4 protein-coding genes, 21 tRNA genes and 4 rRNA genes are annotated in these 14,383 nt (G+C 49.7%); 26 read left to right on the plus strand and 3 right to left on the minus strand.

The window, feature by feature from the left end; all coding sequences use genetic code 11:
* Positions 1-103: 103 nt before the first annotated feature.
* The 23 genes from MKX36_RS01715 to MKX36_RS01825 all read left to right on the plus strand — a co-directional run bounded on the left by MKX36_RS01715 (position 104) and on the right by MKX36_RS01825 (position 5,306).
* Positions 104-3,030, plus strand: a 23S ribosomal RNA gene (locus MKX36_RS01715).
* Between the two features lie 151 nt (positions 3,031-3,181).
* A 5S ribosomal RNA gene (gene rrf / locus MKX36_RS01720) occupies positions 3,182-3,298 on the plus strand.
* 36 nt (positions 3,299-3,334) lie between these two features.
* Positions 3,335-3,411: transfer RNA gene (locus tag MKX36_RS01725), tRNA-Ile, on the plus strand.
* Between the two features lie 22 nt (positions 3,412-3,433).
* A tRNA-Ala gene (locus MKX36_RS01730) sits at positions 3,434-3,509 on the plus strand.
* A gap of 4 nt (positions 3,510-3,513) precedes the next feature.
* Positions 3,514-3,589: transfer RNA gene (locus tag MKX36_RS01735), tRNA-Asn, on the plus strand.
* A 33-nt stretch (positions 3,590-3,622) separates the two neighbouring features.
* Positions 3,623-3,696: transfer RNA gene (locus MKX36_RS01740), tRNA-Met, on the plus strand.
* Between the two features lie 3 nt (positions 3,697-3,699).
* Positions 3,700-3,791: transfer RNA gene (locus MKX36_RS01745), tRNA-Ser, on the plus strand.
* Positions 3,792-3,822: 31 nt separating this feature from the next.
* Positions 3,823-3,894, plus strand: a tRNA-Glu gene (locus MKX36_RS01750).
* A 7-nt stretch (positions 3,895-3,901) separates the two neighbouring features.
* Positions 3,902-3,977 (plus strand) — tRNA-Val (locus tag MKX36_RS01755).
* A 29-nt stretch (positions 3,978-4,006) separates the two neighbouring features.
* A tRNA-Met gene (locus tag MKX36_RS01760) sits at positions 4,007-4,080 on the plus strand.
* 25 nt (positions 4,081-4,105) lie between these two features.
* Positions 4,106-4,182: transfer RNA gene (locus tag MKX36_RS01765), tRNA-Asp, on the plus strand.
* 51 nt (positions 4,183-4,233) lie between these two features.
* A tRNA-Phe gene (locus MKX36_RS01770) sits at positions 4,234-4,306 on the plus strand.
* A gap of 25 nt (positions 4,307-4,331) precedes the next feature.
* A tRNA-Thr gene (locus tag MKX36_RS01775) sits at positions 4,332-4,407 on the plus strand.
* A 4-nt stretch (positions 4,408-4,411) separates the two neighbouring features.
* Positions 4,412-4,497, plus strand: a tRNA-Tyr gene (locus tag MKX36_RS01780).
* Between the two features lie 19 nt (positions 4,498-4,516).
* Positions 4,517-4,589 (plus strand) — tRNA-His (locus MKX36_RS01785).
* An 18-nt stretch (positions 4,590-4,607) separates the two neighbouring features.
* Positions 4,608-4,682: transfer RNA gene (locus MKX36_RS01790), tRNA-Gln, on the plus strand.
* A gap of 4 nt (positions 4,683-4,686) precedes the next feature.
* Positions 4,687-4,762, plus strand: a tRNA-Lys gene (locus tag MKX36_RS01795).
* A 15-nt stretch (positions 4,763-4,777) separates the two neighbouring features.
* Positions 4,778-4,865: transfer RNA gene (locus MKX36_RS01800), tRNA-Leu, on the plus strand.
* Positions 4,866-4,871: 6 nt separating this feature from the next.
* Positions 4,872-4,946: transfer RNA gene (locus MKX36_RS01805), tRNA-Gly, on the plus strand.
* 10 nt (positions 4,947-4,956) lie between these two features.
* Positions 4,957-5,027: transfer RNA gene (locus tag MKX36_RS01810), tRNA-Cys, on the plus strand.
* Between the two features lie 26 nt (positions 5,028-5,053).
* Positions 5,054-5,130 (plus strand) — tRNA-Arg (locus MKX36_RS01815).
* A 22-nt stretch (positions 5,131-5,152) separates the two neighbouring features.
* Positions 5,153-5,226: transfer RNA gene (locus MKX36_RS01820), tRNA-Pro, on the plus strand.
* 9 nt (positions 5,227-5,235) lie between these two features.
* Positions 5,236-5,306: transfer RNA gene (locus tag MKX36_RS01825), tRNA-Gly, on the plus strand.
* A 205-nt stretch (positions 5,307-5,511) separates the two neighbouring features.
* Here MKX36_RS01825 and MKX36_RS01830 read toward each other — a convergent pair.
* The 3 genes from MKX36_RS01830 to MKX36_RS01840 all read right to left on the minus strand — a co-directional run bounded on the left by MKX36_RS01830 (position 5,512) and on the right by MKX36_RS01840 (position 7,853).
* Entirely contained in the window at positions 5,512-6,615 is a 1,104-nt protein-coding gene (locus MKX36_RS01830; protein ID WP_340864113.1) for a PAS domain-containing sensor histidine kinase, read from the minus strand.
* Positions 6,608-7,261, minus strand: a complete 654-nt coding sequence (locus MKX36_RS01835) for a response regulator (RefSeq protein ID WP_013369023.1) — start codon at positions 7,259-7,261, stop codon at positions 6,608-6,610. The genes MKX36_RS01830 and MKX36_RS01835 overlap by 8 nt, the downstream gene beginning before the upstream one ends.
* Before the next feature lie 121 nt (positions 7,262-7,382).
* Complete coding sequence (locus tag MKX36_RS01840) at positions 7,383-7,853, minus strand: GAF domain-containing protein (RefSeq protein WP_340864114.1); 471 nt, start codon at positions 7,851-7,853, stop codon at positions 7,383-7,385.
* Between the two features lie 298 nt (positions 7,854-8,151).
* Here MKX36_RS01840 and MKX36_RS01845 point away from each other — a divergent pair, with 298 nt between their 5' ends.
* The 3 genes from MKX36_RS01845 (at position 8,152) to MKX36_RS01855 (ending at position 14,304) form a co-directional block, all read left to right on the plus strand.
* Positions 8,152-8,892 (plus strand): Crp/Fnr family transcriptional regulator, encoded by a 741-nt coding sequence (locus MKX36_RS01845; RefSeq protein ID WP_017428697.1) that lies wholly within the window; start codon positions 8,152-8,154, stop codon positions 8,890-8,892.
* 528 nt (positions 8,893-9,420) lie between these two features.
* Positions 9,421-10,974 (plus strand): 16S ribosomal RNA (locus MKX36_RS01850).
* Positions 10,975-11,377: 403 nt separating this feature from the next.
* Positions 11,378-14,304 (plus strand): 23S ribosomal RNA (locus MKX36_RS01855).
* Together the 16S and 23S rRNA genes form the textbook arrangement of a ribosomal RNA operon.
* Positions 14,305-14,383 lie beyond the last annotated feature (79 nt).

Below are 14,383 nucleotides of genomic sequence, written 5' to 3' on the forward strand. Positions count from 1 at the left end.
TCTTGTGTAAACAAGTGAAATAAAGGTAGCTGCCTTGAATTTCATTCACACGTGAGTGTTGAACCGAAATTCAAAGCAAATCGTATTTACGATGTAAATACTAGGTTAAGCTACAAAGAGCACACGGAGGATGCCTAGGCGCCAGGAGCCGACGAAGGACGTGGCGAACAACGATAAAGCCTCGGGGAGCTGTAAGCAAGCTTTGATCCGGGGATGTCCGAATGGGGAAACCCGGCTGTCTTCATCGACAGTCACTACTCACTGAATTCATAGGTGAGTGAGAGGCAGACCAGGGGAACTGAAACATCTAAGTACCCTGAGGAAGAGAAAACAATAGTGATTCCGTCAGTAGCGGCGAGCGAACGCGGATTAGCCCAAACCAAGGAGCTTGCTCCTTGGGGTTGTGGGACGTCTCACATGGAGTTACAAAGGAACCGGTTAGATGAAGAGGTCTGGAAAGGCCCGCCAGAGAAGGTAAAAGCCCTGTAGTTCAAAACTTGTTCCCTCCGAGACGGATCCCGAGTAGTGCGGGGCACGTGAAACCCCGTATGAATCCGGCAGGACCATCTGCCAAGGCTAAATACTCCCTGGCGACCGATAGTGAAGCAGTACCGTGAGGGAAAGGTGAAAAGCACCCCGGAAGGGGAGTGAAATAGATCCTGAAACCGTGTGCTTACAAGAAGTCAGAGCCCGATCTATGGGTGATGGCGTGCCTTTTGTAGAATGAACCGGCGAGTTACGTTCCCGTGCAAGGTTAAGGTGAAGAGCTGAAGCCGCAGCGAAAGCGAGTCTGAATAGGGCAAATGAGTACGTGGACGTAGACCCGAAACCGGGTGATCTACCCCTGTCCAGGGTGAAGGTGCGGTAACACGCACTGGAGGCCCGAACCCACGCATGTTGAAAAATGCGGGGATGAGGTGGGGGTAGCGGAGAAATTCCAATCGAACCCGGAGATAGCTGGTTCTCCCCGAAATAGCTTTAGGGCTAGCCTCGGAAAGAAGAATCGTGGAGGTAGAGCACTGATTGGGTGCGGGGCCCGCAAGGGTTACCAAGCTCAGTCAAACTCCGAATGCCATAGATTTAGTTCCGGGAGTCAGACAGTGAGTGCTAAGATCCATTGTCGAAAGGGAAACAGCCCAGACCATCAGCTAAGGTCCCCAAGTGTGTGTTAAGTGGGAAAGGATGTGGAGTTGCACAGACAACCAGGATGTTGGCTTAGAAGCAGCCACCATTGAAAGAGTGCGTAATAGCTCACTGGTCGAGTGACTCTGCGCCGAAAATGTAACGGGGCTAAACACACCACCGAAGCTATGGCTTGATGCTTTGCATCAGGGGTAGGGGAGCGTTGAATGCGGGTTGAAGGTGTACCGGAAGGAGCGCTGGACTGCATTCAAGTGAGAATGCCGGTATGAGTAACGAAAAGATCTGTGAGAATCAGATCCGCCGAAAGCCTAAGGGTTCCTGAGGAAGGTTCGTCCGCTCAGGGTAAGTCGGGACCTAAGGCGAGGCCGATAGGCGTAGTCGAAGGACAACAGGTCGAAATTCCTGTACCACCGTAATCCGTTATGAGCGATGGGGTGACGCAGTAGGGTAGTGACGCGGACTGATGGATGTCCGTCTAAGCAGTGAGGCTGATGTGTAGGCAAATCCGCACATCGTGAAGGCTGGGCTGTGATGGGGAGCGAAAATTATAGTAGCGAAGGTCATGATCTCAGACTGCCAAGAAAAGCCTCTAGCCAGGAGAAGGTGCCCGTACCGCAAACCGACACAGGTAGGCGAGAAGAGAATTCTAAGGCGCGCGGAAGAACTCTCGTTAAGGAACTCGGCAAAATGACCCCGTAACTTCGGGAGAAGGGGTGCCTCGGTAGGGTGAATAGCCCGAGGGGGCCGCAGTGAAAAGGCCCAAGCGACTGTTTAGCAAAAACACAGGTCTGTGCGAAGCCGCAAGGCGAAGTATACGGGCTGACGCCTGCCCGGTGCTGGAAGGTTAAGGGGAGTGGTAAGCCTTCGGGCGAAGCTATGAACCGAAGCCCCAGTAAACGGCGGCCGTAACTATAACGGTCCTAAGGTAGCGAAATTCCTTGTCAGGTAAATTCTGACCCGCACGAATGGCGTAACGACTTGGGCGCTGTCTCAACGAGAGATCCGGTGAAATTTTAATACCTGTGAAGATGCAGGTTACCCGCGACAAGACGGAAAGACCCCATGGAGCTTTACTGCAGCTTGATATTGAATTTGGGTACGATCTGTACAGGATAGGTGGGAGCCGTAGAACTTTGAGCGCCAGCTTGAAGGGAGGCATCCTTGGGATACCACCCTGATCGTATCTAGGTTCTAACTTGGTACCGTGATCCGGTGCGAGGACAGTGTCAGGTGGGCAGTTTGACTGGGGCGGTCGCCTCCTAAAGAGTAACGGAGGCGCCCCAAGGTTCCCTCAGAATGGTTGGAAATCATTCGAAGAGTGCAAAGGCAGAAGGGAGCTTGACTGCGAGACCTACAAGTCGAGCAGGGACGAAAGTCGGGCTTAGTGATCCGGTGGTACCGCATGGAAGGGCCATCGCTCAACGGATAAAAGCTACCCTGGGGATAACAGGCTTATCTCCCCCAAGAGTCCACATCGACGGGGAGGTTTGGCACCTCGATGTCGGCTCATCGCATCCTGGGGCTGAAGTAGGTCCCAAGGGTTGGGCTGTTCGCCCATTAAAGCGGTACGCGAGCTGGGTTCAGAACGTCGTGAGACAGTTCGGTCCCTATCTGTCGTGGGCGTAGGAAATTTGAGAGGAGCTGTCCTTAGTACGAGAGGACCGGGATGGACGTACCGCTGGTGTACCAGTTGTTCCGCCAGGAGCACCGCTGGGTAGCTATGTACGGAAGGGATAAGCGCTGAAAGCATCTAAGCGTGAAGCCCCCCTCAAGATGAGATTTCCCAGTATGTAAGACCCCTTGAAGACGACGAGGTAGATAGGTTGGGGGTGGAAGTGCAGTAATGCATGGAGCTGACCAATACTAATCGGTCGAGGGCTTATCCTAAAGATAAAACGCAATGAAGTTTCGGATCCAGTTTTCAGGGTGTAACCTTGAAAGTATGTAGAAGTACATACAACAAGCGTATGGTGATTCATTCACAGAATCTGTGATGAACCGAATAATCTTACGAAGGAATTTACGGTGTAAATTCATGTTTGGTGGCGATAGCGGAGGGGTTCCACACGTACCCATCCCGAACACGACCGTTAAGCCCTCCAGCGCCGATGGTACTTGGACCGCAGGGTCCTGGGAGAGTAGGACGCCGCCAAGCAAAATCCTTTAAAGGATGATAAAATTTAATGAATTAGGGCCTTTAGCTCAGCTGGTTAGAGCGCACCCCTGATAAGGGTGAGGTCGGTGGTTCGAGTCCACTAAGGCCCACCATTTCTAGATTGACTAAAAGTTTGGGGCTATAGCTCAGCTGGGAGAGCGCCTGCCTTGCACGCAGGAGGTCAGGGGTTCGATCCCCCTTGGCTCCACCAATATTCCCTGATAGCTCAGTTGGTAGAGCACTCGACTGTTAATCGAGTTGTCACAGGTTCGAGTCCTGTTCGGGGAGCCATATTTCAATACTTCTGAATTTTATATATAAGGTGGCGGCGTAGCTCAGCTGGCTAGAGCGTACGGTTCATACCCGTGAGGTCGGGGGTTCGATCCCCTCTGCCGCTACTCGGAGAGATACCCAAGTGGCTATAAGGGGACCCTCTGCTAAGGGGTTAGACTGCGTAAGTGGTGCGAGGGTTCGAATCCCTCTCTCTCCGCCACAAAATTATTAAATCAGAATTCATTTTGCAAGGCCCGTTGGTCAAGGGGTTAAGACACCTCCCTTTCACGGAGGTAACAGGGGTTCGAATCCCCTACGGGTCATAATTATGGAGGCTTAGCTCAGCTGGGAGAGCATCTGCCTTACAAGCAGAGGGTCGGGGGTTCGATCCCCTCAGCCTCCACCATTAATAGTATTAAGAAATACCTTTGATGTCGCGGGGTGGAGCAGTTCGGTAGCTCGTCGGGCTCATAACCCGAAGGTCGTAGGTTCAAATCCTGCCCCCGCAATTAATTTCCTATTGGAAATGCCTCTGGAACTGTGGTGTAGAGGCCTAACATGCCTGCCTGTCACGCAGGAGATCGCGGGTTCGAATCCCGTCAGTTCCGCCATTTTAACTACATATAGTGTAAACTATATGATATAATTGTAAAATAAAACATGGCTCGGTAGCTCAGTCGGTAGAGCAGAGGACTGAAAATCCTCGTGTCGGCGGTTCGATTCCGTCCCGAGCCACCTTTCAAGTGGGAATTGGCAATTTGCCGGTGTAGCTCAATTGGTAGAGCAACTGACTTGTAATCAGTAGGTTGGGGGTTCAAGTCCTCTCGCCGGCACCATTTTGGAGGATTAGCGAAGTGGCCAAACGCATCAGACTGTAAATCTGCTCCCTTACGGGTTCGGTGGTTCGAATCCATCATCCTCCACCAGTCTTTTTATAATCATATGGCGGTCGTGGCGAAGTGGTTAACGCACCGGACTGTGACTCCGGCATTCGTGGGTTCAAGCCCCATCGGCCGCCCTTTGATTCTTAATTTAATGGGGATTAGCCAAGCGGTAAGGCAACGGACTTTGACTCCGTCATGCATAGGTTCAAATCCTATATCCCCAGCCATTAAGAGCCATTAGCTCAGTTGGTAGAGCACCTGACTTTTAATCAGGGTGTCGAAGGTTCGAGTCCTTCATGGCTCACCATTTATAAGTTATTTTGCGGTCGTGGCGGAATTGGCAGACGCGCACGGTTCAGGTCCGTGTGGGCTAACCCCCCGTGGAGGTTCGAGTCCTCTCGACCGCACCATATTTTGCGGACGTGGCTCAGCGGTAGAGCATCGCCTTGCCAAGGCGAGGGTCGCGGGTTCGATTCCCGTCGTCCGCTCCATTATCCATACGGCGCCATAGCCAAGTGGTAAGGCAAAGCTCTGCAAAAGCTTCATCCCCAGTTCAAATCTGGGTGGCGCCTTGACTGCTCATTATGGAACTAAATATGCGCCCTTAGCTCAGCTGGATAGAGCGTTTGACTACGAATCAAAAGGCCGGGAGTTCGAATCTCTCAGGGCGCGCCATTTATTAAAAAATGTATAATGTCGGGATGTAGCTCAGCTTGGTAGAGCACCTGGTTTGGGACCAGGGGGTCGCATGTTCAAATCGTGTCATCCCGATACTGATTTGCGGGTGTAGTTCAATGGTAGAACTCCAGCCTTCCAAGCTGGTAGCGTGGGTTCGATTCCCATCACCCGCTTTTTGCTATAGCGGATTCTTGTTGCCTCAGTGGTGACACCTTATAAATAAAGAGAGCCTGTCTGGGGACAGAGCTCTCTCTTTTTTTGTATGTTTATCTTCCATAGATTCTATAAAAGTGTTGACTATCGATAATCCTTGCTATCGGTGTATTCCTTCTGCTCCTGCAGTGAGTATACACCGATAACTGATCTAGTACACAGGTTTTACACTGGTATGGTCAGCTGTATGGAGGTTCCCTGATTTGGAGCAGAGGTCATGCTCAAGAAGCCGCCTACTCCTCTAGCTCGTTCTTCCATGCTGAACAATCCAACTCCCTCTCCTTTGGATTCTCCACAGAAGCCCATACCCTCATCCCGAATAGTTACTTTTATTATTTCGTCTTGATCCTCTACATCAACGTATGCTTCTGCTACATCTGCGTATTTAGCCACATTCGTCAGTGCTTCCTGTACAATTCTATAGATTGCTATTTCTTTTCGGATATCAAGGCGTTTACGTAAAGTACATTGAAAATGCACTTCGATTCCGTAATGCGAACAGAAATTTTCAATATAAGTTCTTAGGGCCGGTACGACACCCAAATCATCCAGAACTGAGGGACGAAGTTCCCACGCTAGGCCACGAACATCTTTAATGATATCGGTTACCTGTGCACGCAAATTTTCCAAAGTAGCGTTGGGTTGTTCAGCTAGTTGGCTATCTAGTTGAATAATAAGTGAAAACAGGCTTTGACCAATCCCATCATGAAGCTCTCTTGAAAAACGTTTACGCTCTTCCTCCTGTATTTGCATGACTTGCGTCATCATGGTCTGAAGCTCTGCCTCTACTTTTTTTAATTTAGTTACTTCATTACGGATCGCTAAGTACTGATAGGGTTTACCTTCCTCGTCCATAAATGGAACAATCGTAGTATTCACCCAGTAGTAGCTGTTATCTTTAGCACGATTTCGTATTTCTCCCTGCCATACCTCACCAGAACGGATCGTAGTCCACAGGTTCTTCATGAAGGCTCGAGTATGATAGCCCGAATTAATGAGACGATGATCCTGCCCGATCAATTCTTCACGACTATATTGTGAAATCTCACAGAACTTATCGTTTACGTACTGAATAATTCCTCGATGATCGGTCAGAGCAACGATGGAAGATGTATCTAGAGCAAATTTTAGATTGGATAGCTGGTGGAGAGAACTACGCAGTACATGGAGAAAAGGAGAATCTGGTATATGAATTTCCAAATCATTCAGTAGTTTATCGGTTGACTCCCCAAAGGCGGGCTGCAGTAAAGGGTTAGAAGGTTCATTCATAATGGAGCAACCCCTTTTTCAGTGCAAATTTGACCAACTCAGGCCGTGTTTTCAAGTTAAGCTTCTCCATAAGGTTGCTTTTGTGGGACTCTACGGTTTTGACGCTAATCACCAGGTGTTCGGCAATTTCCTTGTTGGCATATCCTTTGGCTACCCATGATAGGATCTCTTTTTCCCGCTCAGACAGGGATTCATACGGCCCGGCTATGCCCTCTTGTTTGATTTTGTCCAGATATTCACTCATCAGGCGTTTGGTTGCATTGGGGTATAGATAGGCACTGCCTTCGGCCACAGACTGGATGGCAGCGAGTAATTCCTCATGAGGTGCACTTTTTAAAATATATCCAGATGCTCCGGCTTGAATGGCTCGGAACAGATATTCCTCATCATCATGCATCGTTAAAATAAGCACTTCTGTATCCGGCAACTGTTTTTTTAATTCGGTGGTTGCCGTGAGGCCATCTTTGCCAGGTGGCATACTAAAATCCATGAGCACGACATCAGGTTGTAGCTCCACCGCTTTGCGGATTGCTTCATCCCCGTCTGCTGCATCTCCTACTACCTTAATACCGTTTTTGCCGTCCAATAGGGCCATGAGGCCAGAACGTACGACAACATGATCATCCACTACTAGTATACGAATCAATTAGTCATCCCCTCGAACGGTAAAAAAACCGTGCGTTTTGTCATAATCATAGCAAATTTTAGGGATTTCAATCAACAGAGATAGTTAGATGAGCTGTTCATGTTCACTTATATTTATAATTTTAGTTTTCTTCAAATATCAATCTATGGAGTGAGAGGGGGGCACATAGCTGGCCAAGGCGATGAGCGACTTGAGTGGCCTTGGCTACATCAGATTCGGTGAATGTTCTCACTTCACGGTTACCGACAAGTAGCACACCGTTTGGCAAGTCTCCTGTACTGGAAAAGGGAATGGCTACTGCAGAATGTAACTGTTCGGCCAGCATAAGCGCACATTCTTGACGTAAACGTATACTGCCTGATATTAAAGCACTAACGGTCACAGTACGTCCAAGACGAACAGCCATCCCGGCGATCCCATGCCCAACTTTAAAAGAAATAAGGCGATAGCGATTGTTTCGGCTGCCGGAGGCATAATACCAATGCAACTTACCCCCTGACTTAGACATAAATGCAAGGGCGGTGAGATCTCCATAAACATGATCTCGCAACTGGTTCAGTTCATTTCGCATTTCATCCGTTATTTGTAGCATAGAAGACACATCCTTTATCTTAACCAACTGTAGCTCTAATTTATTGTAATTCTGACAGGTACAAAAGTAATTCAGGGAACCCCCTGATCTATAGGCGCAGGAAACACTGACTTTTCATTAGACTGGGTAATCAATAAGAGGTGGGCCGATAAATGGGGCGTTAGATAATCCTGGAAGTGATATTTATCACTGCAAATCAGGGAGTAGGGAGGTGCAAAATCAGGTGTTCTCCCGATAACAACCCAGGAATTAAAACATTATGATAAAGATATCAGGTAAACACGAGGAGGACGCTAATATGCAAGCCACTTGTATGGAACGGTTTAGGGACGAAACGCAGCGCACGGGGATTCAGCTTTTTCTGACGGAAGAGCATTTTGAACTGTTAAAAGATATCATGTCCTGGAAGAAGGTAAAGGCAGGCGTTATGCTTTTCCGAGAGGGTGATGATGCGGAGCAGCTTTATTATATACATTCGGGTCATGTTAAACTCCGTAAGTCGACAGAAGACGGTAAAGAATTGATTCTGACTATTCAGCACCAAGGCGATTTAATCGGGGAGTTTAGTGGGATAGATGGGGAAGAGTATAGTTGCACTGCAGAAACAGCCGATGTGTGTGAATTAGGTGTCGTGCTTGTTAAGGATCTGGAGTCGCTCCTGTCTAAGCATGGGGAAATGGCGCTTCAGTTTATACAGTGGATGGCAATGAAGCAACGAATTATGCAATCACGGTTTCGGGACTTACTGTTGTATGGTAAAACGGGGGCACTAGCGTCTACGTTAATCCGTGCAAGTAATACATGTGGCGTAGCTGTGAAGGATGGCATTTTACTGAATATGAAGTTAAGTCACTCCGAACTGGGTGAGATGATTGGAGCAACGCGCGAGAGTGTGAACCGGATGCTGAGCTCGCTGAAAGAGCAGGGTACCTTGGATACGAGAGACGGAAAAATCGTCATTCACGATCTCAAGGTGTTGCGTGCTATGTGCTGTTGCCCTTCGTATGGTCAATGTGCCCATGAGATTTGCAGACTATAAATTATGAGCTTGTTAGGCGGGGCTAAAAGACTCCGTCTAATTGTAAAGTCTTCTGAGAACAAGCGAATAAAAGGAACGAATATCATAGATATCTAAAAAAGAATCGACGGATTTAGCGGCAAGCCAACGATAATAGTGGTTTTTAAAATAGCAATCATGTTGATAAATAGTTGATTAGCAGTCGAAAAGAGTTTTAGGCAATGGTCAATTTACATTTATTACAAGTTGTATTCTGTGGTTGAAAATGATATATTATTTTAGCTGACAACAAAACAGCCGTTTCAAAAGAGAATAAACAGGGTGAAATAATCTTTGAAAAGAAGAAGAAAATAACCCTTGCGTTTTTGAAATGAATATGATATGATCTTATAGCTGCTGAAAAACGCAGCGAAAAAGAATTTGATCTTTGAAAACTGAACAACGAGTGAGTAAACTGATTTTGTTCGCAAAATCAAACAAAGAGATATTTTATCTCGTCAGTTTCAAAATGAGCTAATCGCTCTTTCTATAACCAACTTCAGTTGGTCTTTAATGGAGAGTTTGATCCTGGCTCAGGACGAACGCTGGCGGCGTGCCTAATACATGCAAGTCGAGCGGGGTTAATTAGAAGCTTGCTTCTAATTAACCTAGCGGCGGACGGGTGAGTAACACGTAGGCAACCTGCCCACAAGACAGGGATAACTACCGGAAACGGTAGCTAATACCCGATACATCCTTTTCCTGCATGGGAGAAGGAGGAAAGGCGGAGCAATCTGTCACTTGTGGATGGGCCTGCGGCGCATTAGCTAGTTGGTGGGGTAAAGGCCTACCAAGGCGACGATGCGTAGCCGACCTGAGAGGGTGATCGGCCACACTGGGACTGAGACACGGCCCAGACTCCTACGGGAGGCAGCAGTAGGGAATCTTCCGCAATGGGCGAAAGCCTGACGGAGCAACGCCGCGTGAGTGATGAAGGTTTTCGGATCGTAAAGCTCTGTTGCCAGGGAAGAACGCTTGAGAGAGTAACTGCTCTTGAGGTGACGGTACCTGAGAAGAAAGCCCCGGCTAACTACGTGCCAGCAGCCGCGGTAATACGTAGGGGGCAAGCGTTGTCCGGAATTATTGGGCGTAAAGCGCGCGCAGGCGGCTCTTTAAGTCTGGTGTTTAATCCCGAGGCTCAACTTCGGGTCGCACTGGAAACTGGGGAGCTTGAGTGCAGAAGAGGAGAGTGGAATTCCACGTGTAGCGGTGAAATGCGTAGAGATGTGGAGGAACACCAGTGGCGAAGGCGACTCTCTGGGCTGTAACTGACGCTGAGGCGCGAAAGCGTGGGGAGCAAACAGGATTAGATACCCTGGTAGTCCACGCCGTAAACGATGAATGCTAGGTGTTAGGGGTTTCGATACCCTTGGTGCCGAAGTTAACACATTAAGCATTCCGCCTGGGGAGTACGGTCGCAAGACTGAAACTCAAAGGAATTGACGGGGACCCGCACAAGCAGTGGAGTATGTGGTTTAATTCGAAGCAACGCGAAGAACCTTACCAGGTCTTGACATCCCTTTGACCGGTCTAGAGATAGGCCTTTCCTTCGGGACAGAGGAGACAGGTGGTGCATGGTTGTCGTCAGCTCGTGTCGTGAGATGTTGGGTTAAGTCCCGCAACGAGCGCAACCCTTATGCTTAGTTGCCAGCAGGTCAAGCTGGGCACTCTAAGCAGACTGCCGGTGACAAACCGGAGGAAGGTGGGGATGACGTCAAATCATCATGCCCCTTATGACCTGGGCTACACACGTACTACAATGGCCGGTACAACGGGAAGCGAAGCCGCGAGGTGGAGCCAATCCTAGAAAAGCCGGTCTCAGTTCGGATTGTAGGCTGCAACTCGCCTACATGAAGTCGGAATTGCTAGTAATCGCGGATCAGCATGCCGCGGTGAATACGTTCCCGGGTCTTGTACACACCGCCCGTCACACCACGAGAGTTTACAACACCCGAAGTCGGTGAGGTAACCGCAAGGAGCCAGCCGCCGAAGGTGGGGTAGATGATTGGGGTGAAGTCGTAACAAGGTAGCCGTATCGGAAGGTGCGGCTGGATCACCTCCTTTCTATGGAGAATCGTTTCCTGCGATGGAAACATTCAAATCAGCAGGTGTATATACCTGCAACCGGATATTCAATTCGATTCATCACATTCGTGTGAATGAAATGAATATCCTGGACTTGCTCACTCGTTGCTCAGTTTTGAGAGTTCAAACTCTCAAGCTTCGACGAATGTTTCATTCACACATCGTGTGGAACCGAAATATTCATCGGGCTTCGCTTCGACGAAGCGAATTGCACCTTGAAAACTGGATACCGAAACGAAATTGCGTTTTAGAATATTCCTTTAAGCTGATCTTGTGTAAACAAGTGAAATAAAGGTAGCAAATAAGGAAAGTTATTTTGCCTTTGGCAAAAATCACATTCTTATTGAACATCGACATTTTCTTTCTGTAAAAGAAAAGTCTAGGTTAAGCTACAAAGAGCACACGGAGGATGCCTAGGCGCCAGGAGCCGACGAAGGACGTGGCGAACAACGATAAGGCCTCGGGGAGCTGTAAGCAAGCTTTGATCCGGGGATGTCCGAATGGGGAAACCCGGCTGTCTTCATCGACAGTCACTACTCACTGAATTCATAGGTGAGTGAGAGGCAGACCAGGGGAACTGAAACATCTAAGTACCCTGAGGAAGAGAAAACAATAGTGATTCCGTCAGTAGCGGCGAGCGAACGCGGATTAGCCCAAACCAAGGAGCTTGCTCCTTGGGGTTGTGGGACGTCTCACATGGAGTTACAAAGGAACCGGTTAGATGAAGAGGTCTGGAAAGGCCCGCCAGAGAAGGTAAAAGCCCTGTAGTTCAAAACCCGTTCCCTCCGAGACGGATCCCGAGTAGTGCGGGGCACGTGAAACCCCGTATGAATCCGGCAGGACCATCTGCCAAGGCTAAATACTCCCTGGCGACCGATAGTGAAGCAGTACCGTGAGGGAAAGGTGAAAAGCACCCCGGAAGGGGAGTGAAATAGATCCTGAAACCGTGTGCTTACAAGAAGTCAGAGCCCGATCTATGGGTGATGGCGTGCCTTTTGTAGAATGAACCGGCGAGTTACGTTCCCGTGCAAGGTTAAGGTGAAGAGCTGAAGCCGCAGCGAAAGCGAGTCTGAATAGGGCGAATGAGTACGTGGACGTAGACCCGAAACCGGGTGATCTACCCCTGTCCAGGGTGAAGGTGCGGTAACACGCACTGGAGGCCCGAACCCACGCATGTTGAAAAATGCGGGGATGAGGTGGGGGTAGCGGAGAAATTCCAATCGAACCCGGAGATAGCTGGTTCTCCCCGAAATAGCTTTAGGGCTAGCCTCGGAAAGAAGAATCGTGGAGGTAGAGCACTGATTGGGTGCGGGGCCCGCAAGGGTTACCAAGCTCAGTCAAACTCCGAATGCCATAGATTTAGTTCCGGGAGTCAGACAGTGAGTGCTAAGATCCATTGTCGAAAGGGAAACAGCCCAGACCATCAGCTAAGGTCCCCAAGTGTGTGTTAAGTGGGAAAGGATGTGGAGTTGCACAGACAACCAGGATGTTGGCTTAGAAGCAGCCACCATTGAAAGAGTGCGTAATAGCTCACTGGTCGAGTGACTCTGCGCCGAAAATGTAACGGGGCTAAACACACCACCGAAGCTATGGCTTGATGCTTTGCATCAGGGGTAGGGGAGCGTTGAATGCGGGTTGAAGGTGTACCGGAAGGAGCGCTGGACTGCATTCAAGTGAGAATGCCGGTATGAGTAACGAAAAGATCTGTGAGAATCAGATCCGCCGAAAGCCTAAGGGTTCCTGAGGAAGGTTCGTCCGCTCAGGGTAAGTCGGGACCTAAGGCGAGGCCGATAGGCGTAGTCGAAGGACAACAGGTCGAAATTCCTGTACCACCGTAATCCGTTATGAGCGATGGGGTGACGCAGTAGGGTAGTGACGCGGACTGATGGATGTCCGTCTAAGCAGTGAGGCTGATGTGTAGGCAAATCCGCACATCGTGAAGGCTGGGCTGTGATGGGGAGCGAAAATTATAGTAGCGAAGGTCATGATCTCAGACTGCCAAGAAAAGCCTCTAGCCAGGAGAAGGTGCCCGTACCGCAAACCGACACAGGTAGGCGAGAAGAGAATTCTAAGGCGCGCGGAAGAACTCTCGTTAAGGAACTCGGCAAAATGACCCCGTAACTTCGGGAGAAGGGGTGCCTCGGTAGGGTGAATAGCCCGAGGGGGCCGCAGTGAAAAGGCCCAAGCGACTGTTTAGCAAAAACACAGGTCTGTGCGAAGCCGCAAGGCGAAGTATACGGGCTGACGCCTGCCCGGTGCTGGAAGGTTAAGGGGAGTGGTAAGCCTTCGGGCGAAGCTATGAACCGAAGCCCCAGTAAACGGCGGCCGTAACTATAACGGTCCTAAGGTAGCGAAATTCCTTGTCAGGTAAATTCTGACCCGCACGAATGGCGTAACGACTTGGGCGCTGTCTCAACGAGAGATCCGGTGAAATTTTAATACCTGTGAAGATGCAGGTTACCCGCGACAAGACGGAAAGACCCCATGGAGCTTTACTGCAGCTTGATATTGAATTTGGGTACGATCTGTACAGGATAGGTGGGAGCCGTTGAACCTTGAGCGCCAGCTTGAGGGGAGGCATCCTTGGGATACCACCCTGATCGTATCTAGGTTCTAACTTGGTACCGTGATCCGGTACGAGGACAGTGTCAGGTGGGCAGTTTGACTGGGGCGGTCGCCTCCTAAAGAGTAACGGAGGCGCCCCAAGGTTCCCTCAGAATGGTTGGAAATCATTCGAAGAGTGCAAAGGCAGAAGGGAGCTTGACTGCGAGACCTACAAGTCGAGCAGGGACGAAAGTCGGGCTTAGTGATCCGGTGGTACCGCATGGAAGGGCCATCGCTCAACGGATAAAAGCTACCCTGGGGATAACAGGCTTATCTCCCCCAAGAGTCCACATCGACGGGGAGGTTTGGCACCTCGATGTCGGCTCATCGCATCCTGGGGCTGAAGTAGGTCCCAAGGGTTGGGCTGTTCGCCCATTAAAGCGGTACGCGAGCTGGGTTCAGAACGTCGTGAGACAGTTCGGTCCCTATCTGTCGTGGGCGTAGGAAATTTGAGAGGAGCTGTCCTTAGTACGAGAGGACCGGGATGGACGTACCGCTGGTGTACCAGTTGTTCCGCCAGGAGCACCGCTGGGTAGCTATGTACGGAAGGGATAAGCGCTGAAAGCATCTAAGCGTGAAGCCCCCCTCAAGATGAGATTTCCCAGTATGTAAGACCCCTTGAAGACGACGAGGTAGATAGGTTGGGGGTGGAAGTGCAGTAATGCATGGAGCTGACCAATACTAATCGGTCGAGGGCTTATCCTAAGATAAGACGCAATGAAGTTTCGGATCCAGTTTTCAGGGTGTAACCTTGAAGGTATGTAGAAGTACATACGACAAGCGT

It is taken from the genome of Paenibacillus sp. FSL W8-0439 (assembly GCF_038008995.1).
In the GTDB taxonomy this organism is placed as follows: domain Bacteria; phylum Bacillota; class Bacilli; order Paenibacillales; family Paenibacillaceae; genus Paenibacillus; species Paenibacillus polymyxa.

Excerpts from the sequence above, each read along its gene's own strand:
- MKX36_RS01830 (WP_340864113.1), bottom strand. The coding sequence starts at position 6,615 with ATGAATGAACCTTCTAACCCTTTACTGCAGCCCGCCTTTGGGGAGTCA.
- MKX36_RS01840 (WP_340864114.1), bottom strand. The coding sequence starts at position 7,853 with ATGCTACAAATAACGGATGAAATGCGAAATGAACTGAACCAGTTGCGA.
- MKX36_RS01845 (WP_017428697.1), top strand. The coding sequence starts at position 8,152 with ATGCAAGCCACTTGTATGGAACGGTTTAGGGACGAAACGCAGCGCACG.